Below are 22,407 nucleotides of genomic sequence, written 5' to 3' on the forward strand. Positions count from 1 at the left end.
GCAATTGTGCCTATTGCTCAGGATGGCTTGCGCCTCTGAGCATGGCATGCAGCAGTTCATCTGCATCAAACTTGGTAAGAGCTTCGTTGGCGCCCACCTGATTGGCGTAGCTTAGGCTCATCTCGCTGTTCAGGGACGTGTGCAGAATGATGTAAGGCTGCTTTAGCGCACTGTTATCTCGCACGTCGAATGTTAGCTCGTAGCCATCCAACCCCGGCATTTCAATGTCGCTCACCAGAATATCAACCGGTCGCCCGAGTTCGTTGTCGTTCAGTAGAACCTGTAAAGCTTGATCACCGCTAGTGGTAACTTGGTAGGGAATATCCTTGGCGTCCAGCACATCACATAGCTGCTTTCGGGCAACCCGGGAGTCGTCTACCAACAGAATGCTGAGGGCTTTGAGGGTTTCGCTCTGAACATCGGTGAGTGCAACGTCTTGCGAGTCCAACGAATCTGGGTATACGTTCGCTAGTAACAGCTCAACATCCATCAACTGAACGGTATCGCCTTCTACATCCAGCAGACCGGTTATAAAGGCTTTGTCTCCCAGCGCTTTGGGCGGTGCCTGTACCTTTTTCCAGTTCGTTTCTATGATCCGCTCCACACCACGCACTACAAAGCCGATCTCTTGGCGTTGAACATCGGTGATCATAATGGAGGATGTTTTCAGCTCCTCCGGCGTTAAGGCCGGATAGCCAACGGCGGCAGCCATATCGATCACCGGCACGGCGGAACCACGAAAACTGATTGTTCCCGCAACCGCGTGGTGGCTGTGGGGTAACTTGACAAGGGGGCTGAAGGTTAATATTTCGCGGATTTTCAGCGTACCAATCCCGAATAGCCGGGTGCCCGACAAGCGGAACAGAAGAAGTTTCTGGGTTTGCTTAGTTTTGCTGGTCATAACCCGATCCTTGCTAACTTCCCCCGGCCGCGAAAGCAGGAGGCTTTCGGGAAGGGGGAGTCAAATGCGACACGAATTAACGATAGCAAGCTTACAGGCCATTATCATCCGTTACCTTGGTAACTTTGGTAACGAATGGTATTCAGCTTTTCTGCGTTTCTGGCAGCTGAGGGATAAGATTCTGCTCACGTGCCATCGAATAGGCCGCTTTGGGGCCGAGCCACAGTGTGGGCAGCAGAATCAGTGAGACCGGGATAGCTGTGATCACAATAAACTGCTGGAGCACACCAATTTGGCCGGCGCCCATGTAAAGCAGAACGCCTGCCATACCTGCCATAGTCAGGCCCCAGAATGCCCGTACAAAGGTATTCGGCTGGTCGTGGCCAGAGCTCACAACAGCAATGGAGTAGCTCATGGAATCGCCGGTGGTTGCCACAAAAATGGTGGTCAGTACCAGAATGGCCAGGGCCATGAATGCGCCGCCCGGCAGAGCTTGGGCAACCGTAAGTGTGGCCACATCGAAGCGGAAGTTATTCAGGGCTTCTGCAAGATCAATCACGCCGGTCATCTGATAGTAAATGCCGGAGCCGCCTAGGAGAGTGAACCAGATAGTGGTGGCAATAGGCGCCATAACAGCCACCGCTAGAATCATGTCCCGAATGCTCCTGCCGCGCGAAATGCGTGCAACGAAGATCGCCATCAGTGGGGCATAGCCAATAAACCATGCAAAGAAGAACACGGTCCACCACTGCATCCACCAGCCGGGAGCGGTTTCTGCTGTCATGGTCGCCATTTCCATGAACGAGGAAACATACTGCCCCATACTCTGGAAGTAGGTGTTCGTCAGATATAGCGTTGGGCCGAAGATAAAGATAATTGCCGCTACCGCCAGCGCCAGAAACACGTTCAGCCGGCTCAGGAACTGAATGCCACGGTGAATGCCAGAAATGGCAGACGTTACATAGATGACGGCTAGGCCAACCAGAATGGCCAATTGTGTGGCCAGACCATCGGTCAGGCCGAATAGCTCGCTCAGGCCAAAGCTCATCTGAGTAGCCAGGAAGCCAACCGGACCTACGGTGCCGGCAACTACTGCGATCACGCAGCAAGCATCAACAACACTGCCCAACCAGCCGCTCATGACGCGCTCGCCAAATACCGGGTAAAGCAGTGTGCGTGGCTGAAGTGGTTTGCCTTGCACGTAGTGAGCATGGGCCAGAACAATCGCAGCCAGAGTGCCCAAAACTGCCCAGGCCAGGAAACCCCAGTGCATGAACGATTGTGCCATGGCATTGGAAACGGCTTCAGCGGTACCAGGTTCACTCGTGTAGGCCGGTGGCGTTACAACAAAATGATAGACCGGCTCGCCGGCCGCAAAGAACACACCGCCACCCGCTAGCAGAGTACACATAATGATAGAGAGCCAGCGGAAGGTGCTCATCTCTGGCTTATCGAGGTTGCCAATCTTGGCTTTAGCTGCTGGCGTGCATGCTAGGCCTATCGCGATAAAAAACGTTGCCAATAGCAACATCTGGAAGTAGGTGCCAAACACTTTGGCAGTCCAGGCAAAACCGTTACCAATAAGGGCGGCAACCGCGTCCACATCGAACAAAGAGAATCCGACGAACAAAACAATGAAACCAACGCTGAGCGTAAGTAGCACAGGATCACCAAGCTGGGCTATGGAGTAATCTCCGCCTGACTTGAGATTGTTACTCTTCATAAACATTAACCTTTGTGTATAGACACCACGAAACAAAGCGCGGGACTTTGCCACAAAAGTGACACTAATACCAACGTCGAAGCCCGCTGCGAAATACGGAGAGCGTGGCGACCGAGTGGCAGGTACGGCCACAAGCGCTTTGGACTGCAGGTAATAGATTATATAATAGCTACTAATTTCAGGTTTCGAAAAGGAATGCCAAGCTTGATCTCCAGGCCCATAGTGCCCAGCTTTTTCTCCAGTGCCCTTAATTTTGTGTTGGGCCGTCTCAAGGGCGCGGGTTGCGGGGTATCCCACCATGTCACCGTAGTTGTCCAGTTGGCGATTTCGCCTAATTCATCACCTGGTGGGTGGTATGAGAAACGCAATGGCTCATCTCATCGAGCAAATGGCCTACGTAGGCCAAACCCCGTGGCATGGCCTGGGGAGCGAACTGACTTCAAATCAGCCACTGGATGTCTGGGCTAAACAAGCCGGTCTGGATTGGCAGATTGAAGAAAGCCCTGTGCGGTTCGTTACTAATGCCTCCGGTCACCTCGGAGAGATATTGGCGTATCCCGATAGCAAGGTGCTTTATCGGTCGGATACAAGGGCACCGCTGTCGGTAGTCGGTAACCGTTTCAAGGTAGTCCAGCCCGAGGAAATTCTGGAGTTCTACCGGGATTTGACCGAGGTATCCGGTTTCGAGCTCGAAACGGCAGGTGTTCTGAAAGGTGGCCGGAAAATGTGGGCGCTGGCCCGTACTGGTCAATCTGGCATGCTCAAGGGCAACGATCAAACCAACGCCTACGTGCTGCTGGCCACTGCCTGTGACGGCACCATGGCAACGACCGCTCAATTCACCAGTATCCGTGTGGTGTGCAACAACACCCTTGCTGTGGCGCTAAAGGATGCCACTGCTACTGCGGTCAAGGTGAAACACAACACAGCCTTCGATGCAGACCTGGTGAAGAAGCAGCTCGGCATATCCGTTTCCGCCTGGGACGATTTCATATATCGCCTCAAGACTCTGAGTGAGCGCAAGGTTAAAAGCACTGAGGCCCGCAACTACTTCCTGAAAGTGTTCACGGACGATGTGAAAGAGGGTGTGGGTAAAACCAACGAGCGGTCCATGGCTAAAGCCCTGGGTCTGTATGAAGGCGAGGGCATGGGCGCCGCTTTGGCGTCATCGGGTGGACTCTGCTTGGTTTGGAACCGGCGCTGCCGTTAAGAACCGGGCGCTCGAACAGGCCATGTCCCTCGTTGCTTAGAACCTCTTACTAAAAACCAAAACGTCATAAAGCCCCGCTTGAGCCTACTGCTCTTGCGGGGCTTTTTTATGTCTGGAGGAAAACACCATGGGCATGAATGCAAAGATAATTCAGAAGCAGCGTCCAGTTTTGAGGCTGGTCTCCACCAAGGATCTCAGTCGGGATGAATGGCTGAAAGTGCGCAAGAAGGGTATAGGCAGTAGCGATGCCTCTGCAGCCATTGGCATGAACCCGTATCAATCCCAGCTTGAGCTGTGGATGGTCAAAAACCGCCGGTGAGTTTGGCTCTCGTCTTTGGAAGGAAGGCGTGCCTGATTATATCCAGTGCCAAGTGCAGCACCAGTTGGCAGTAACTGGCAAGCAGGCTGCTGATGTATGCGTGCTGTTGTGTGGTCAGCAGTTGAAGATCTACCGAATTGAACGGAATGAAGAGCTCATTGACGCACTGGTGGTGCTTGAGCGCCAGTTCTGGGATTTCGTTGAAACGGATACACCACCCCCAGCTGACGGAACCGATTCTGCAGACCGTGCGCTGCGCCATCTGTACCCACTGGATAAAGGAGAAACCCTGGACTTCAGCCGGGGCTTCTAGATCAATACCCGCTCACCAAGCCGGGAAGCCGACGATTCCTTATCCAAGCATGAACACCCCCTTGGCCACGCGGGTATGACAAGTGCCCCGTGGCCCTTTTTCAGGAGAGTTATCATGATTAAAGGTTTGGCTATTACGCCTCCCGTGTTGGGGCGCATCAGTATCGGTCGGGTTGTCGAAAAGAACGGCTGGCTGTTGCATCCACTCGATGAAGAGCTACGAAAGGACGCGCCTAACGGCAAGCTGCGAACCATTCCGGTAAGCATGCTGTTCAACGAAGCAGATCTCAACCTGCGGGCTGAGTACACCATGTCCGATCGAAAAAGCGGCCGGCCTATGTGTGTAGGCAACGGCGACACATGTAGGCGCCTCACACAGTCAGGAGTACAGTCTTTGCCATGCCCCTAGGGATTTGGTAATGCAGAAATTCAAAGATGCCCTAAAGCGGCTTGAACATCATCAAAACGTCGTACCCAAGGCTTTGCCTCTGTCAAAGTCGGTGGCAGTCGCTCTAGTGTGGCCCGAGCTTCCTGATAGCTCGTAAAACTGCCGTAGATAACGGAATACCAAGGCAAACCTCGACGCGAAGTACGCACATAAGCTGCCGTGTGTTTTATTTTATGACGCTCAATGTACTGCTTTATAGCTACCTCCGAACTGGCCGCTATCAATTGAACAGTAAAATAGTCAGAGGGTTGATCTCGTACCCAAGATTCCGTCCGAAAATAAGTTTGATCGTACCGTGCTGACTCCTCAGCATCCAAAGGACCTGAACGACTATCGCTTTGTCTGCCATCCGGCATTATTATAAAATCCACTCCGCTGATAAACGAGCCATCGCCCGAAACGGTGAGTATGTGCACGCCGGTATCTGTCAGCCCTAAACGTCGTAACTGCTGAGGTGAGATCCTTAGCCAGTATTCACCCGCTACCACTTGAGGGACTATGTAAAAGCCGTCCCAGCTACTTGTTGTTTCACCCACTACTTCATTTTTATCGTTTAATAGTTCCAACTCGAGGTCGCCTATCCCTCGCTCGACGCCATTCTCCAGCAAGTAAACGGTGCCATCAATTTCCGTAGTCAGCCTCACGGGGAACTCGAGTTTGGCCACCGTGCCGGGCCGCGGCACCAGGTTGAGCCCGGGAAGCTGAGGCGACCACTGAGGGTCCTCCAGAGTCGACACATCCACCCCGATGTCGACGTACCGTTTAACGGGGAGATGATTAATATGAGCGACGCCCGCAGCGTTCGTCCGCGCCTTGTGCCGGGCGCCGTTGACCGTGAAACCGGCACCGGAAACAGGCAGCTCATGGTCATCCATGACGCCGTTATTGTTGTCATCCAGAAACATCTGTACCGAAGCGGCGCCGCTGTTGGCCATTGGCCGAGCGTCGAATAGCCAGTCTGCTTGTCGCGGATCTCGCCCCATGGCAACAAACAGCTGGGCGCCTATCGCAATCTCTCCCGTGTCAACATAGCTGGCATTAACACCCAGCCCATAACGCCCCAGACTCTTTGTGAAACCGCCAGTATAGCGGGTTTGCGGTGAAGCAAAGGTATGTGCCACTCCGAAGGTCATGCGGTAGCCTTTACCCAGAGGCTTGTCCGCCGTGAACGCCAGCGCTGAAATATCGCTCTTAGCGCCCAGAGTGTAATTCAGTTGGCTGCGGAAACTCATGTCGCGAACCCGGCGACTGATGCGTAGCGTACCCAGTGTATGTTCAGTATCCCCGGATGCCCGCCAGTTCAGCGTGTTGGTAAGGGCAGTACGGTAGAGGTATGCGGATACCCGTGCGCTGACATCCATATTGGCAACGCCGGATTCCCGCTCGTCTCGCCTTGCCTCAACGGTCACCGGTAAACTTGAATGCTCCCCCACCGGAATGGAACCGCTAAGCCTAAGCTCATCCCGAGTGCGCACAGGGTCGCTATAGGCGGGAAACACGTCGCTGGCGAAATCGTTCAAGTGTATTCGGCTTGCGTCCACCGCTACTCCGCCGACACGGGTTTTCAGCCCGAGATCGGCAAGCGAACCACCGTCCTCGGACTGGACGAAATCGCCGCTGATGCTCATGGATTGCCAGAACGTGCGCAGCCCCAGAGTGGTGTACTGCTTTTCGGTATCATCTACCGGCGCACGGATGAATCCAGCGGATGCCGAAAGGTAACGGGAAAGGCCAAAGTCGAACTGAGCGACGGACCGGGGCTGTCCTTCATCGTCGCGATGTTCGGTAAGGCTGTACTGGAACTCGCCGGGGCGCACCATGGATTGGGCCAGAGAGAAACTGTATTGTTCCACCCGGGTCTGCCCCAGAGGCCCATTGAAGATCAACTGAAATTCATTACGGCCATAACTCAGGGGCTGATCCTCAAACCGATACCGGCCCTCAGAGTCGGCTAGTTGAAAGCCTACAAGGGCATCGTTGTAATAAAGCTCCACGTCCCAGCCAGGGGGCAGATCACCTTCAAAGACCTGCCGGTCAAAGCTGGTAGGTTGCGTCAACGGGCGATTGCTTAACGTTACCCCTTCACCGCTACTGCCTCGAGTAACATTGTTGACACTGGGCGCCGAGATACTGCCGAGCCGGAAAGACCGAGCCCGGAGCGGGCCGAGCAAGTCCCCGCCGGGGTCGTGACGACCAAGCGTGGCGCGCACATCTGGTGTTGGGTCCTGTTTGCGGCTAGAAAAATACAGGGACGACTCCATGCCCAGAAAATCGCCGGTAAGGAAGGCCGTATAGCGCGCGTCGGTTTGGGTATTACCGTCGTTTTTGCGCAGTTCGGTGGCGAACGTCTGGTCGATAAAAGGCATGCCCAGCAATCGGTAAGGCTGCTCATGGCGGGGATAACCCGGGTCTTCGTAGACCCCTCGCATACCGGCCTGTTCCCCTAGGCGCTCACGTTTGAGTCGGGCCTGTAATGGCAGTGCTTCGAGGGCGTGAACGCGCAGAGACAGGCTGGAGCGGTTGATCTCAAGTTTCACCGGAAGCCAGCGTTCAAGCAGAGACTTGGCAACGTAAATATCATCCGGCTCCGTTAAAACAAGGGCTGGATCAAAGCTTTCCGTCACTCCGGCGCGGGTAACGCGGGCTTCGTCCAGATTGAGACTGAACCCTCGGTCCTCGGTGAGAATAAAGCCGCTGGCGATTGCTTGCCCGGGCTGAGTCTTTATGGCGAGGGTGAGCAGCCGGGCTAACTCGCCCAGAGGCAGCAGCGTATGCTCTCCCAGGCCATAGGCAGGGATGGCACCGGAAAGCACCGACTGATCCAGGCGAACCTCAAGCAGAAGAAATTCCCGCTCTGTACTCTGGTATTGGGCAAGGAGACGCTGGGGATGCACAATCGACGCGAGCATCAACATTGCCACCATCCATAGGCGAGCCCTGCGGCGAGTCAACGCGAAGACCACTTCAGGTAATACGCATCAGGGCAGTTGCAGAACCGCCTCGGCCAGCAGCGCGCCGCCGTCCTCCGCCTGTTCTCGATAGGTGACCCGCAGGGCTCCGTTGGTGAGTTGCGAGCCGTTTAGCTGGCCCAGCGTAATGCTTGCGCGGCGTAAAGGGTTCGGTGTATAGACTGCAACGCCGTTGGCGCGGGCAATCACCTGCTCGCTACCGCTATGCGGAATAAAGCTGATGGTCAAATCGCCGTAGACAGACTGGTTGCCACTACGCTCCATAACAAACGCCAGAACCGGTGCTTTGTCAGCCGGCCGCCGCAGGTCGAGATGTGACAGTGCAACACTGGCATCGGTGTTGCCATGACGCACAATCACTGGAATGGACGCACCGACCAGTGCCGTCAGCGTGATGCCGATCTCGTTGTCGGCCGCGGCATCGCTGCTGCTCTCGACGCTGGTTCTGCCCTTAGGATCGGGCTGCTTGGCGAACAGCATATGCGAGCGGTACTCGCCGGTTGCCAGATTGGCGGGTTTGCGGACCATAATCCGCACGGCCTGTCCGGCCCCGGGCGCGAGTGTCACTTGGCGGGGGGCGTATCTCAGCAGGTCCTCGGCGAACTGTTCGCCAGGCAGTGGAACGTCTATCCCCGAGAATGCGCCCGTTTCGCTCATGCGGCGATTGACCAGGGAAATGCGATAGGTTGCGCTCTCGGTGCCATTGTTGATCAGTTCGAGTTGCGCCGCGCGCTGGTTTCCTGCGAAGACGACCCGGGTCGGATATAACATCAGCTCAGCCAATGCATGGCTCACGGGTAAGAAAAGAAGGAGGACGAACAGGGTGAGTCGGTGAAAGAAATGCATGGCACTGTTTTTTTGGGTCAAGGCGTGTGGCATCGTTCGGGATCCTTATTAGCTTCATCCGGGCGGGCCGAGGCGGGCGACTACCGTTTAATTGTAGCTCACTGTCACGGAGAAGGTAACGGGGTAGCTGCCGGGGGCTTGGCCGCTGTCCACATTGAGCGTTCCTCCGACAGACAGCACCTGTGAGCCTCCGGCTCCCAAGTGCCCCTCCACGCCTGAGGGGGTGCTGGTAAAATTGTTGACGTACATATCAGTGCCCGGCCCCGTCAAGCTGACGAAGTCATTATCCGGCAGTTGAATGGTATAGGCCGCGTTAGGGTCCCCACTGACCGTAAATTGTGCAGCGGTACCCTGGCTTGAACGTATCAGCACGACGCCGCCGCCGGCGCTGCGATTGCCATCGGTGCTGATCGTCACCGAACCCCCGTTACCGGCCACAAAACTGCCAAAGGACAAACTCTGGACATTCTCAATCTCAATGTTCTGCGGTGCCCCACTGACGGGCGCCGCCATAAACGCCAAGACAGCGCTGGCCAGTATTCTGGACAAGCATGATTTCATTGCAGCACTTCTTTTGGGAATGGGCATACTCATTATCCGTCACGCTGACGCCGACATCGTTTTTGGCGGATCGGGTATCATCGGCGGCAATGACAACCGTACTGGCCGCAATATTGATGCTGTCTGCAAACGCATTGATACTGATAACGGCTATTGTCGTTATCAGTATCAATTCAAGGGAGGCGCATCTGAAAATCGTTGATACCCCACCTTGAGTTTCATCAGCTTAGCACTCGCTTTTGGCGAGTACGGCGGACGCTTAGTTGTACTCTACAGTTGCTGTCACAGTGCCTGAATAATCACCCGCAGCTTGGTCTACACCTACACTCAGAATGCCACCTACGTAAATGGTCTGCGTGCCATCGGTCAGTACACCGACGGTTTCATTAGTTTCCGTTGTTACGCCGCCGCTACCGTCAAAGTCAGTGATCGTGGCCAATAGCATGGTGTTAGGCTCAGTTTCACTGTCACTCAGTTCGGTATCGGCCAAGCCAATGCTAAAGGACGCGTTACCATCACCTGAGACTACGAATGTGGCGGCGCTTGAAGTGGAATCTGCCTCAGACAGAATAACATCTCCGCTTTTTGAGCGGACACTAGCGGTGTCAATTATCACCGAGCCCACTGTTGTGTCGTTAGCCGCAAATCTACCGAAGGCCAGAGTACCGCTGCTAGTAATAGAGATTGGAGTGATTACGTCGGCGGTCGTAGTGGCCTCAGCTTCAGCTGCGAAGCTGCTAGACGCCCCAAATGCCCCGAGCGCAACGGCCGAAGCCAGCGCAGCGAAACGAAAAGATTTGTTAAAGAAAATGGATGAGTTCATTATAATTCCCCTGTAAGCACGCTGACGGATTATGACCGTTAGCAATTGCTTGGTTTGATACCAGTCGGGGGGATCCGAAAACATGCCAGTGCAGGTGGATACGGTGAACCCATACCCGGAAGAACCACATGAAATGTCGGCGGTCCCGCTGTCATAGAACTGTTAAGTCCGTTAGACCGGTGACTTTGCGTCTCCGCCTTTCGACGGGTTTGCCTTTTTGTACATTTTGAGAGTAGCTGAGACTTGCTTTCTTAGCAAGTAAGTAAAATCGCGCCTAGATGGTTTGATGAAGAAAGCTAGCTTTAACCCAGTAAAGAAGATGAGGCTGTTGCGGCTTTTACACGCGCACTCCCATTATGACAGGGGTGACAGAGGGAGGCGCGGCGCCTGAATATGACCCCTCGACTCTCTGTGAGGCCCCACAGGTATTCTCAGACCTCGCGAACTTAATAAAAACGCTGGATGAGGGGCATATAATCAAAGTCTCGGAATAGTCTATAGAAGTAGTCAGAGGTGCAACTAAAACAGAGATTTTTACACCTTCTATCGAACTTGTACGGCCGCGTGATATTTAAACGCTTGGTGAACATGTTCACGAATATGACTGTCTTCCCAGGGTTTTGTCAGAAACTTGTAGATAGAACCCTGGTTGATCGCATCGGTCACGGATTTCAAGTCGGTGTAGCCTGACAGCACAATACGAACGGTGTTCGGATAGATGGCTTTGACCTGACTAAAAAATTCCGTGCCGGACATCTCAGGCATTCGCTGATCAGAAATAATCACTTCTACATCGTTTTCAGCCAGCATCGAGAAAGCTTCGCTAACCTTTGTTGTCGATAAAATATGGTAGTTATCCCTTCTTAGAGTTCGCTTCAATGCTTTGAGGATGTTTGCATCGTCATCCAGTAACAGCAGGGTTTTCTGCTTATTTTCATGGGTTTGATGGGTTGTTTGGCTGCGGGTATCGCTGTTCTCCATAAAGTTAACCAGTTGGTCAAAGGGTATTGGCCGCGAAAAAAGATACCCTTGCAATAGATCGCAATTGTTGCGTCGAAGAAACGCCGCCTGAGCCTCAGTTTCAACCCCCTCGGCGACCACTTCAAGCGAAAGGTGGTGGGCCATGGAGATAACCCCCTGCGTAATGGCAGCATCGCGGCGGTTCTGGATGACCTCCTTGATGAATAAGAGATCTATTTTGAGCCTGTTTGCCGGCATCAATTTAATATAACTGAGGCTGGAGTAGCCGGTGCCAAAATCATCAATGGCAATACTGACACCCATGTTCCGCAGTTCTTGGAGTGTGGTGATAACCTTATCAGTGTCATAAAGGATCGCAGACTCCACAACTTCCAGTTCAAGATCTTGCGGTTGCAGGCCGGAAGCCTGTAGTGCCTTTTCAACCGTATCGATGAAGTCGTCTTTGCGAATCTGTGCGGGTGATACGTTAACGGCAATTGAGCAATCTCGGAAACCGAGGGCATGCAGTCGCGTCATGTCTCTACAGGCTTGCTGCAAAACCCATCGGCCCAAGGCGATAATTTGTCCCGTTTCTTCCGCCAAAGGAATGAAGTCGCCGGGCGGAATCAGGCCCTGCTCCGGGTGCTGCCAGCGTACCAGTGCTTCTATCGATTTGGTCTGGCCAGTTCTGGCGTCGATCAACGGCTGGTAAAACAGCGTCAGGGCCTCGTTATCGATTGCATCCTGAAGCTGGTTGCGAAGTTTTACCCGATAGTTGGCCTGAGCATTCATCTCTTTTGAGAACCATTGCCAGGTATTGTGCCCCAGTTGCTTCGCTTGATCTAAGGCAAGGCCTGCTTGCTGAATCAATTCCGTCGGATTGCAGATATCCCCGTCTGTTATCGCTATGCCAATGCTGGCGGTCAGGTGCAGGTTTTCATTGCCAATTCGATAAGGGCGTGACAGCGCTTCAATAACTTGTTCCACTTTTATCTGAGCATCTTCGCCTTGAGCCAGATCCGACAATGCGATAACGAACCCGTCCCCGCTGACTCTGGCCACGGTGTCGCTGGATTGAACCAGTTCTCCCAGGCGGCGGGCCACCTCTACCAGGATCTGATCGCCGGTGCGATGACCTAAGGAATCGTTAATGCGTTTGAAACCGTCGAGATCAATGAACAGTACACCGACATGACGGTTATAGCGGAGGGCAAATTGGCAGTTTTGGGTTAGTCGATCTTCGAGGAGGGCCCGATTTGGTAACTGTGTCACAACATCATGGGTGGTGTTGTAAGCCAGTTGGTGCTCTATGGACTTACGCTCGGAGATATCGTTCTGAATGCCCACCCAATGGGTGATTTCGCCCGAATCGTTGCGAGTAGGGGAAAGATAGAGATCGTTCCAAAACGGGGAGCCGTCCTTACGATAGTTTCTCAGTACGACAGACACATCCGAACTATTAGCAATCGATTTACGAATTTCTGTCAGTGCATCTTCATTGCTAAGATCGTACTCGCCGCCCTGGAGAAAGCGGCAGTTTTTACCAAGTATCTCGTCCGCGCTATACCCTGTCATGCGCTCAAACGTGGGGTTTACGTATACTACCGGCATGTCGCTGGTTCTGGCATCGGTGACTACGATGCCATTGGAGCTGGATTCGATGCAGCGCTCCAGCAGTTTAAGTTGCCGGCTATTTTTAATCTGGGCGGTTCGGTCGCAGAGCGTCAGGAGTAACAGTTGGTCTCTGTGTATGGTGATACTCTCAGACATCACTTCCACAGTCAGGGATTGGCTGTTCTTGGTCTCATGGTGCTCCAGGCTAGCTCCGGGTTGCAGGATAAGGCCTTCTCCGTCTGGCGAGGGGCCTGCTGTATTGCCGCGAAGGTCCGCCATCGTCATGCCTGAAATTTCTTCCTCGGAAAAACCATAGAGTTTTCGGGCTGCCGCATTCATGGCGTTGATGCGAGAGCTTTCCCGCCCCGCAAGGCACATGGGTGTTGGGTTGTTTTCAAACAGCATACGATACTGGGCTTCGCTGATGGCAAGCTTCTCAGTAGCCGTTGCGCGATCAATGGCGTAGCGGATGCTGCGCAGCAGCGTGTAGCCATCAACACGGCCCTTAACTAAATAGTCTGCGGCCCCAAGCTCAACGGCACAGGCATCCAACTCGTCGTCTCCCTGGCCGGTGAGCAGGATAAAAGGCGTGGTAATACCCTCGGCTCTTGCCCGTCGAATCAGGTCCAGGCCGGAATCCGGGCCGAAGCGAAAGTCTACCAGAGCCACATCCACGGCATTTTCGTGCAGTGTGGTTAGACCGTCTTCGAGGCAGTCCCTCCAGATCAGTCGTGTAGCGACGGGGCTGACTTCAGCCAGCAGATCCTTGGTAATGATATAATCATCTTCGTCGTCCTCAATGAGCAGGACGCGGAGTGTTGGTTCAGTCATGATTTATTCCCGGCAGGGTTCATTTCTTGCTCGCTCCAGTACACTTGCAACGTATCCACGATGTCGAGCAACTCTGAGTATCGGATTGGTTTCACGATATAATCCTTGGCGCCCTGGGCCAGGCAAAAATCCTTGTCCTCATCGTTTTTGGAGGTCGTAAGAACGACTATTGGTAACCCCTTTAAGGCTGGATCAGAACGTATCTCAAGCAATGCTTGCCTGCCGTCTTTCAGGGGCATGTTGAGGTCCAGCAATAAAAGATCTGGGAGGGGGCAGCCGTTGGCCTGTCTGCACGGTGCAGCCTTCCGTTGCAGGTAGGCCAACAGTTCAACGCCATCGGATACAAAGCGCAGGTGGCAGTTTACACACAGCTGCTCGAACGCTTCCCGGATCATCAGTTGATCATCTGGGTCGTCGTCGGCAATCAGTACTACCGGTTTTCGTTTATTTGTATCCATGGGTTGAACCTCTCTAGCTTCGCTTAAGTCGGATCCGGAAGGTGGTTCCCTGGCCGGGTGCGCTGTTTACGGAGATCGACGCGCCGTGGCGGTTCAGAATTTTTTTGACAATGGCCATTCCTATACCGGTTCCGGCGTAGCCGTATTTTTGGTGCAACCTTTGGAATGGCTGAAACATCTTCTCAGCATAGCGTTCATCAAAACCTATGCCATTATCACTAATGACTAGAGTCCATTCTTTTTCGGTAATCTCTTCCGAATAAACCTTGATCACCGACTTTTGATCTTCTGCATGAAATTTGATGGCGTTACTTAGCAAATTTTGCAGTACCTGCCGGAGTTGCGTGGCATCACCGCAGGTTGTGAGTAGTTCTCCGACCTCTATCTGAGCCTTTTCAAGGTCGATACTGGTTTCCATGTCCTGCAATACAATCTCAAAAATAGTGCCAATATCGCAGGGCACCATGTGATTTGTACACGTGGTTATCTTCGAGTAGCTGAGCAGATCCTCTATCAGGTGCTGCATGCGTTCCGCAGCTGATTGCATCCGTTGAAGATAATCTTTTTCCTTCTCGCCGAAATCTTCAGAATGGGACACAAGGCGATCAGAGAAGGCCTGTATCTTGCGAAGTGGTTCCTGAAGGTCGTGGGAGGCCACAAAGGCGAAATCCTGAAGCTCCCGGTTGCTACGTTCAAGCTCCTCGACGGCCTGGCGGGACGCTGTAATATCCTGGAGCGCGCCCTGAAGCCTGACGATCTTGCCGTTCTTGTCTTTGACCGGGTGGCCTATGGTGCGGACCCAGCGCAAACGGCCTTTTGCGGTTTTGATCTGCAGCTCTTCATCAAACGGCATACCTTTTTCAGAGCAAACATCTACAGCATTGGCGACACGCTCCCGATCTTCAGGCAGATAAAAGCTAAGTGCATGCTCAAGATCCGGAGCTTGCCCGAGTGGCATGTCATGGATGGTACAAACCGCATCAGACCAGGTTGATTGGCCGGTTTCGAGGTCCAGCACCCATCCGCCGAGCATGGCAACCCGCTCCGCCATTTTCAACAGGGCTTCGTTCTCCCGAAGTCTCTGCTCAATCTGTCGTTGTTCTGTTGTGTCTCTGGCTACGACGTAAATCAGCCCATCTACACTGAGGATGGCATTGATGTTCAGCCAGATATCCTTGCCATCGCTGCCAAGAAGGCGGATCTGCAGTTCCGATACGGCGTTGCCCTCAGTCAGGGACCGCACCGCATCCACCGCAGCTTGTTGATCATCCGGGTGTATCAGGCGTACATAAGAGGTGCCGATCAATTCTTCCCGTGAATACCCGAGCGTTTCCACGAAGGTGTTGTTGATCTCAAAAAAGTGGCTATTCAGATCAACGATGCAGAACATGTCCGGCGACAGGGAGAAGAACTGATCCCGCTCGCGAGCTAAGGTTTCCGCCGTCAGCTCTTGCTCGAGGTGATAGTTCAGTGCTTGAAGTGATTTCGAGCGCCGTTCGAATTTTCGGGAATCAACCATTTAGCACCTGGGGCCCCAGCAATCGCAGGATTTCTTCGGGCGTGGTAAGTCCTTGTCGAAGTTTTTCCAGGCCGTCATCCAGCAATGTCCGCATCCCCTGTTCTTTGGCAAGGGTTTCGATCTGCATGACACTGGCACCCTCCGTGATGCCCCTGCGTAGAGATTCGTCGATGGTTAAAACCTCATGAATGGCTACTCTGCCCTTGTACCCCTTATGGCATTTGTCACAGCCAGTGCCGCGATAGAAGAGGATGTCCGGCTCCAGAAAATGTGGCCCCAACTGTTTAAGCACCTCAACGGGCGGTTCGGTTTCTTCCCTGCAATGGTTGCAGATACGGCGCACCAGGCGCTGGGCAATGATGGCTTCCAGGATGGAAGCTACTACATAGGGTTTCAGATCAAGGTCCAGTAGCCGGGCCACGGTTGCAGCGGCAGAGCTGGTGTGGAGCGTTGAATACACCAGGTGCCCGGTCATTGCCGCATGAAACGCTACGTCAGCGGTTTCTTCGTCGCGGATTTCGCCAAGCAGGATAACATCAGGGTCCTGGCGCAGAATGGCTCTGAGCACAGTGGCAAAGTCCAGACCAATGCGATCCTTTATGGGTACTTGGCCTGCCATATCCACATGGAATTCCACCGGGTCTTCTATGGTCACGTAATTGCGCTCTGAAGACGCATTGTGCTGCAAAAGCGCGTAGAGCGTGGTGGTTTTGCCGCTACCCGTGGGGCCTGTCGCCAGAATGATGCCCTGAGGTTTGGCCACTACGTGCATTAACCGGTTCAGGTTATAGTCGGACAACCCAAGGTCGGACAGTGACTGGGCGGAAGACTGCCGGTCCAGTACCCGCATAACCACCTTTTCTCCGTTGATAGTGGGCAGGGTGGAAATCCGCAGGTCGACAATGCGCATGGGTGTTTTAACGGTGATCCTGCCATCCTGGGGCCGGCGGCGCTCGGTAATATCCATTTCTGCCATCACTTTGATTCGTGAAACCACCGACATTAGCAGGTTGTTGGGTATGTGAATCTTGTCCTGCAGGACACCATCAATCCGGTAGCGAACCACAAGGGTTTTGGTGCGGGGGTGAACGTGAATATCACTGGCACCGAGCCGCAGCGCTTCAAGAATAATCGCGTTTACCAGCCGGATGGCCGGCGGTTCCTCCGAGCTGCCCAACAGCTGCTCCAGCGATTCCTGATCGGCGTCGTCATCCAGAACGATTTCGATGCCTTCGTAAGGATCATCAGTGCCTACTCTGGTGGCTATGTCCTCCAGATCGTTGGTTTCGCCAAAAATTTCTGCCAATTTTGCCTGCATCTGCGGGGTTTCACAGAGCAAGGGGTGGATAGTGTAGCCGGTCATGAATCCGAGTTCGTCGATCAGGTTTACGTCCATCGGGTCCACCATCGCCAGCCGCAGCCGTTGGCCCTGAGCTCGCATGGGGAGCACCAACTGGCGGGTGCAGATCTTCTGGGGAACCAGGGACAGCAGGCTGGGGTCGGGCTGAAATTCTCGCAGGTCTACCTCTTCGAACAGCATGTCGTCGCGCAGAAGCTCGAAAACCTTTCTGAAATCTACCCAGTCGTGCTCCATCAGAGAGCGGATAACCGGGCTTTTCTTGCTTTGCATTTCCCGGTGCAGTTGCTGGATTTGCTGGGCGTTCAGCCAGCCTTTCTTATGCAGCAAAATGGCAAGCTGGCTGCGGTTGGTAGCGGTCAGCTTACTGATGGTTTCCAGATCTTTACTCTGTTTCTCGGTTTGGTGTTCGAGTGCGCGGTTGCGTTGAATCAGTTCGTACTGCTCCAGAGCAAGGGCCATGGTCAGGCGTATATCTTCGTCGTTCCAGGGTTTCAGAATAAAGCGGTACACCGCGCCCTCCCGCACGGAGCCCATAACCGCATCGGTATTAGCCTGGCCGGTAAGCATGATGCGGATGGTCTGGGGCCAGCGCGCACGGACTTCCTGAAGCAATTCGCTACCATTCATACCGGGCATCATGAAATCGGTCATGATCAGCTCTACCGGCTGCTTCTCTATGATAGCCAGTGCTTCGCTGCCGCTTTGTGCAAACAGCAGTTCATAGTTCTCCCGCTGGAATACCCGGCGAAGTGACGCCAAAATATTCGGCTCATCATCCACCAGAAGCAGCCGGTAGGGGGCTTTTTTTGGCTCAGCTTTGGCGGGCTGTTTGTTATCGGATTCTTTGCCGTAGAACAATGAAGCGTAGCGCTTTGCCATCCCGTTTCCTTAGTTGATCGGTAGGGTCAGAAGCACCCGTGTGCCAGTGCCTTCGCGGGTATCGATCTGCAAGCGGCCGCTATGGGCCCGAACAGTGTCTTGAGCAACGGTAAGTCCAAGCCCGGTTCCTGAGCCTACGGGCCGACTTGTAAAAAAGGCATCGAATACTCTTTTTCGATTCTCCTCTGGGATTCCGCAGCCGTTGTCCTGAATGATGACCTGAACATCGGAGCCTTGCATCAGGGTTTTGACCAGAATTCGTCCTTTTCCTTTTTCAGCTTCGGCCTCTCTGGTGGCCTGAGCGGCATTGTCCAGTAGGTTGAAGAAGGTCTGCGACAGCCTGGAAGGGTGGCCGTCAATGGCCGGGAGTTCTTTAAGCTCCTCTGTAATCTGTAGCTCGTGATTGTATTCGGTCTGCACCAGGTGGATGGCGCTGGTCAGCAGTGAATTAATGTCGCAGCGGGAATAATCAGCTTGGTCGATGCTCGAGAAGGTTTTGAGATCTGCCACTATGCTGGCTATACGGCGGGCGCCGTCGATGGATTCGGTCAGCAGGTCGGTGAAGTCGGTTAGCAAGTCCTGGTTGACCGGGGTGTTCGGGAGCATCTCTTCCAGATCCCTGACGTAGTCTTTGGCCACCCGCAAGTTGCTGCTGATAAATCCAATCGGGTTGTTGATTTCATGGGCTACGCCAGCGGCGAGCTGGCCGACGGAGCGAAGCCGAGCGCTATCGTATAGCTCCTGCTGAGTTTTCCTGATGACATCAACCTGTTCGTCCACCTTTTGCTGCAGCTGGTCGGATAACTCTCTGTACCGGGATTCGGATTCAATCAGGGCTTCATTCCGACGTTGCAGCTCTGCATAGCCTGCTTCGGTGGCGTCATAGTGAAGGTTGGCGGCCAGGCGGTATTTGGCCACGAACATCATCAGGTAGGCCGTCATGCTTGCAGCGGCTTCCCGTTCACTGGCACTGCTACCACCACTCAACCAACCCACCGTTTCCAGATTGAACTCGACTGGCACGCTTGCAGGAACCGAGCGCGTCTCGCTCAGAAACACGGGCTCGGAACACAGGGCGCTCAGGCATTGGTTCAGTCTCGCCAATTGATCGCCGCTAAGAAGGTCGTTGAGCTTTGGGTCGTCGTCAAAGTTGCGCACGGAACGCCTCTTGATCGATGTTTCGGCTCAATCGCTCCACGAACTGTTCCTGGCTGATACCGTGCTCGGCTTCCAGTTTGAATTCTTTGTTTACCGCGGGGTACAAACGATTCAGCAGTACCTTAAAGGTTTCGATAACACCTTCGCCGCGCAAAGCGGAGCTCATCAAAAGTGGTGACCAGGGCGTTTCTGCCCAGCGCTCCTGCAGCTCAGATTCTGGCACTACGCCGGGAATGTCCCGCTTATTGAACTGAACCACCATGGGCAGGCTATCTATATCCAGCCCCACTTTTTCCAGGTTTTCCTCCAGGTTGCCAAAGGCGATTGCGTTGTTGTCTTGTTGCGAGGGTTGGGAGTCAGCCACAAACACCACCCCATCGGCCCGGGATAACACCGCCTTGCGAGTGCTGTCGTGCTGAACCTGGCCCGGCACGGTATAGAGCTTCAGCCGAAGGTCCAGGCCAGAGCTGCCCCGCACGCCAATAGGGAGCATGTCGAAAAACAAGGTTCGGTCATCCCGGGTTTCCAGCACCATCAACTCGCCTTTGCGCTCGGGATTGAGCAGGGAGTGCAGCTGTATCAGATTCGTGGTCTTGCCACTGAGAGCCGGGCCGTAGAACACCACTTTCAGGGCAAGCTTGTTATCGTCCGGGCTAAAATCGGGCATCGGGGCTCTCTCGACTCAGTTGTCGTTTAACAATACCGAGCCATCGGCATCGCGGCTCACCCGGGTAATACCCGGGTTCTCCGTCTCCAGTCTCAGTAGTTCTTCTTCCCTGGCTTTGATCTTTGCTCGCTGGGCATCGTTTTCTTCCCGCAAGCGCTGGTTTTCTTTTTGAAGCTGGTAAAGATCGATGGCAGATTTGATCGCAGCGACTACCTCATAGTCGTCCCAGGGTTTAGACAGGTAGCGATACACCTCGGCCTGGTTGATGGCTTTGATCATGGACTCTCTGTCGCCATAGGCGCTAAGCACCAGCCGGATGGTGTTTGGCTGTTTTTGTTTGGCGAACTGGAGGTAGGTAACGCCGTCTGCCGTGGGCATTTGGTAATCGGAGACGATCACCGCATATTCATGTTTCAACAGGGCGCCCAAGGCGTCTTCTACCTTATCGAATGTGTCGATTTGCCAGCCTTGGGGTTTTAGTAAACGCCGCAGGCTGTTCAGAATATTTGGTTCGTCATCAACCAGCTGAATTCTGATCATGCCAGGTTCTCCATATCTTGTTCGGATTTATGCACATATAGAGTGTAGCGGTGACCGCCTGGTTTGCCCTTTTCAAAGGCAGCCAGTTTTTCAATTAGAAATGCTGTCAATTCCTTGCCCTCGTTAAGCAGCAGCATGCCGGAGGCAGCGTAATGGTTTCGGGCTAAAATCATGCCTGGCTTCAAGCGAAGGGTGTCGAGTACCAGGATGGAGGGGTCTGCATGCTCCACATCTGGTGCCAGTTCCAGCAGCATTGCTATAAAGCGGTCTGTGAGTTCGGGATCGTACAGTCGCTCCCGGTAGCGTTTAAGCAGTTCGATGGCGTTATCGCGGGATACCTTACGCTCAAGGATAAGGCCAAGCTGGAACTCTACGAAGTCCACAGCGAGCTTTAGTATGCGAGATTCTAGGGGGATGTGGGCGCCCCCCAGCCGATCTGGAGTGCCGTAGCCATTCCACTTTTCCTGGTGATGGCGGATGATGAGGGCGGTTTCTTTTAAAGGTTCCAGGGCCATTAGCAGCTGTTCGCCGGCCACTGGATAATTCAAGTATTCCAGCCTTTGATTTTTGTCGAGCAAATCTGACGGCGCTTTAAACAGGTCATCCTGCCAGCTCAGTTTCCCAAGGTTGTAGAGCGCAGCCGCCATGGCAAGATTTTGGTGTTGCTCTTCGCCCAGATCTATAAACTCAGCAAAGGCTTTTACCAAGGTGATTACTTTGGTGTTTGGCCGCAGATCAACGGGCAGGCGCTTACTGATCAGCGAAGAAAACACCTCGGTGGCTGTTACATAGCCCCGGCGCAGCTCCTTGTAGGCCAAATCAAGCATATCCGCGATTTGTTTCAGCTCCGCTGTGCGTTCACTAACCTTGTCTTGCAAGCTTTCGTTCAGTTGTTTCAGTTCTTTGTTCTGTTTTCGAACCAGCTTTTCCAGAGCAAGACGCCGCCGCTCAGAATACTGGAAGGCCAAGGCCTGCCGGATAATCAGACGCAGTTCATCGTCATCCCAGGGCTTACTGATGTAACGGTATATCTGGCCGTCATTGATGGCTTTTACGGTAGAGGTAATATCCGCATGGCCTGTCAGCAGAATGCGGATACACCAGGGGTACTTTCGCCGTATTTCCGCCAGCAGGGTGGGGCCATCGATACCGGGCATGCGGGCATCAGAGATGACAAGATCAAATTTCTCAGCAGCCATGGCAGCCAATGCGTCTTCCCCGGAGCTGGCGGTTGTCAGCTCCCAGGGTTCCCGGCGCAACACACGTTGCAGGCTGCGCAGGATATTCTCCTCATCATCGACCAGAAGCAATTTTGAGCTTTTCGGAGCTCTTTCCTGAGCGTCGCGGCTTTTGTTTAGTAACTCAACCATGATCAATCTGTTCAGGCTGGGATACGGGCAGAGTAATACGAAAACACGTGCCCTGCCCGGGGGTGCTCAAAGCATCGATTCTTCCGCTGTGTTTCTCAATGATGTTAAATGAAAGAGACAAGCCCAGCCCGGTACCCTCGCCTATGGGTTTAGTGGTGAAGAAGGGTTCGAAAATCCGGTTAAGGTGTTCCTGGGCAATGCCCTTGCCGTTGTCCTCCACTTCAATCACAACCCTATCGCCACTGTGTCGTGTGCGCACCGTGATCTTGCCTTGCTCCTCAATGGCGTGGACTGCATTCATTAGCAGGTTCATCATAACCTGGTTGATCTGGGAAATAATGCATTCCACCTCTGGCAGTTCGCCAAAATCCCGGATCACCTCAGCTTTGTATTTCAGCTCGTTGTTAACCATGTTCAAGGTGGTTTCGATGCCCCGGTGTAGATCTGCCTGTTTGTATTCCTCTTCCTCAATATGCGAGAAGTCTTTCATGGCGGAAACAATGATTTTTACCCGCTCAATGCCTTCTCGAGATTCGGCAACGAGATCTTTTAGATCACTCCGTAGATAGTCGTAATCGATGTTTTTTTTAATCAGGCGTAGATCTTCAAGGGATTCTGCAGAATCCACTGCGTCGGTCAGCCGGAACAGATCAGCGAGATAGGAATCGAGGCTCTGCAAGTTGGAATAGACATAGCCCACCGGGTTGTTGATTTCGTGGGCCACCCCGGCAGCCAGTTGGCCAATAGCAGCCAGCTTTTCTGACTGCAGAAGGTGACGGTTGGCCTGCTCAAGCTTAGCGTTGAGCGCCTCCTGCTCGGACTGGGATGCGGCAGTGTGTGTCATAGTGGTACCTGCCAGTAGACTGACGAAGTGGTTGTGGTTGGCGCGTATTGCTACTGCCTTCAAAATGATAGGAATGGTGTATGCGGGTTATACCT

The 22,407-nt window shown here is 53.6% G+C and carries 16 protein-coding genes, 3 pseudogenes and 1 riboswitch; of the genes and pseudogenes, 4 read left to right on the forward strand and 15 right to left on the reverse strand.

Features of this window, described 5'->3' with window-relative positions:
• Positions 1–10: 10 nt before the first annotated feature.
• Both CPH80_RS17920 and CPH80_RS17925 read right to left on the reverse strand, forming a co-directional pair.
• Positions 11–901, reverse strand: a complete 891-nt coding sequence (locus CPH80_RS17920) for a chemotaxis protein (RefSeq protein WP_096279974.1) — start codon at positions 899–901, stop codon at positions 11–13.
• 142 nt (positions 902–1,043) lie between these two features.
• Complete coding sequence (locus CPH80_RS17925) at positions 1,044–2,624, reverse strand: BCCT family transporter (protein ID WP_096281762.1); 1,581 nt, start codon at positions 2,622–2,624, stop codon at positions 1,044–1,046.
• 367 nt (positions 2,625–2,991) lie between these two features.
• Here CPH80_RS17925 and CPH80_RS17930 point away from each other — a divergent pair.
• The 3 pseudogenes from CPH80_RS17930 to CPH80_RS17940 all read left to right on the forward strand — a co-directional run.
• A pseudogene (locus CPH80_RS17930) lies at positions 2,992–3,874 on the forward strand (DUF932 domain-containing protein).
• A gap of 87 nt (positions 3,875–3,961) precedes the next feature.
• Positions 3,962–4,457 (forward strand): annotated as a pseudogene (locus CPH80_RS17935) (YqaJ viral recombinase family protein); the annotation flags it as partial.
• A gap of 123 nt (positions 4,458–4,580) precedes the next feature.
• Positions 4,581–4,871 (forward strand): annotated as a pseudogene (locus CPH80_RS17940) (hydrolase or metal-binding protein); the annotation flags it as partial.
• 23 nt (positions 4,872–4,894) lie between these two features.
• Here CPH80_RS17940 and CPH80_RS17945 read toward each other — a convergent pair.
• The 3 genes from CPH80_RS17945 to CPH80_RS17955 form a co-directional block, all read right to left on the reverse strand.
• Entirely contained in the window at positions 4,895–7,828 is a 2,934-nt protein-coding gene (locus tag CPH80_RS17945) for an SPOR domain-containing protein (protein ID WP_157746916.1), read from the reverse strand.
• 63 nt (positions 7,829–7,891) lie between these two features.
• Positions 7,892–8,761, reverse strand: coding sequence for a molecular chaperone (locus CPH80_RS17950; RefSeq protein WP_096279978.1), 870 nt, complete (start codon positions 8,759–8,761; stop codon positions 7,892–7,894).
• A gap of 54 nt (positions 8,762–8,815) precedes the next feature.
• On the reverse strand, positions 8,816–9,316 hold the full coding sequence (locus CPH80_RS17955; protein WP_157746917.1) for a DUF4402 domain-containing protein: 501 nt from the start codon (positions 9,314–9,316) through the stop codon (positions 8,816–8,818).
• On the opposite strand from CPH80_RS17955, the gene CPH80_RS17960 reads away from it, so the two are divergent.
• Positions 9,309–9,491 (forward strand): hypothetical protein, encoded by a 183-nt coding sequence (locus CPH80_RS17960; protein ID WP_096279982.1) that lies wholly within the window; start codon positions 9,309–9,311, stop codon positions 9,489–9,491. The genes CPH80_RS17955 and CPH80_RS17960 overlap by 8 nt on opposite strands.
• Before the next feature lie 57 nt (positions 9,492–9,548).
• Here the strand turns inward: CPH80_RS17960 and CPH80_RS17965 are convergent, their stop codons facing one another.
• From CPH80_RS17965 to CPH80_RS18010, 10 genes are all read right to left on the reverse strand, one after another.
• Complete coding sequence (locus CPH80_RS17965) at positions 9,549–10,112, reverse strand: DUF4402 domain-containing protein (protein WP_157746918.1); 564 nt, start codon at positions 10,110–10,112, stop codon at positions 9,549–9,551.
• A gap of 135 nt (positions 10,113–10,247) precedes the next feature.
• A riboswitch (cyclic di-GMP riboswitch) is annotated at positions 10,248–10,336 on the reverse strand.
• 319 nt (positions 10,337–10,655) lie between these two features.
• Entirely contained in the window at positions 10,656–13,517 is a 2,862-nt protein-coding gene (locus CPH80_RS17970; protein WP_096279984.1) for an EAL domain-containing protein, read from the reverse strand.
• Positions 13,514–13,975 (reverse strand): response regulator, encoded by a 462-nt coding sequence (locus CPH80_RS17975; protein WP_096279986.1) that lies wholly within the window; start codon positions 13,973–13,975, stop codon positions 13,514–13,516. Before CPH80_RS17975 ends, CPH80_RS17970 begins: the two co-directional genes overlap by 4 nt.
• Before the next feature lie 13 nt (positions 13,976–13,988).
• Positions 13,989–15,494 (reverse strand): sensor histidine kinase, encoded by a 1,506-nt coding sequence (locus CPH80_RS17980; RefSeq protein WP_096279988.1) that lies wholly within the window; start codon positions 15,492–15,494, stop codon positions 13,989–13,991.
• The gene (locus tag CPH80_RS17985; RefSeq protein WP_096279990.1) at positions 15,487–17,733 is read right to left on the reverse strand and encodes an ATPase, T2SS/T4P/T4SS family; all 2,247 of its coding nucleotides are present in this window, start codon (positions 17,731–17,733) and stop codon (positions 15,487–15,489) included. The genes CPH80_RS17980 and CPH80_RS17985 overlap by 8 nt, the downstream gene beginning before the upstream one ends.
• A 9-nt stretch (positions 17,734–17,742) precedes the next feature.
• Positions 17,743–18,891, reverse strand: a complete 1,149-nt coding sequence (locus CPH80_RS17990; protein ID WP_096279992.1) for a sensor histidine kinase — start codon at positions 18,889–18,891, stop codon at positions 17,743–17,745.
• Positions 18,878–19,558: a GTP-binding protein gene (locus CPH80_RS17995; RefSeq protein ID WP_096279993.1), complete on the reverse strand. Its 681-nt coding sequence runs from the start codon at positions 19,556–19,558 to the stop codon at positions 18,878–18,880. Before CPH80_RS17995 ends, CPH80_RS17990 begins: the two co-directional genes overlap by 14 nt.
• A gap of 15 nt (positions 19,559–19,573) precedes the next feature.
• On the reverse strand, positions 19,574–20,098 hold the full coding sequence (locus CPH80_RS18000) for a response regulator (protein WP_096279995.1): 525 nt from the start codon (positions 20,096–20,098) through the stop codon (positions 19,574–19,576).
• A complete protein-coding gene (locus CPH80_RS18005; protein WP_096279997.1) occupies positions 20,095–21,468 on the reverse strand; it encodes an HD domain-containing phosphohydrolase in 1,374 nt (457 codons plus the stop codon). Before CPH80_RS18005 ends, CPH80_RS18000 begins: the two co-directional genes overlap by 4 nt.
• Positions 21,461–22,312, reverse strand: coding sequence for an ATP-binding protein (locus CPH80_RS18010; protein ID WP_096279999.1), 852 nt, complete (start codon positions 22,310–22,312; stop codon positions 21,461–21,463). The genes CPH80_RS18005 and CPH80_RS18010 overlap by 8 nt, the downstream gene beginning before the upstream one ends.
• Between the last annotated feature and the right edge of the window lie 95 nt (positions 22,313–22,407).

It is taken from the genome of Marinobacter sp. LV10R510-11A, assembly GCF_900215155.1.
In the GTDB taxonomy this organism is placed as follows: Bacteria; Pseudomonadota; Gammaproteobacteria; order Pseudomonadales; family Oleiphilaceae; genus Marinobacter.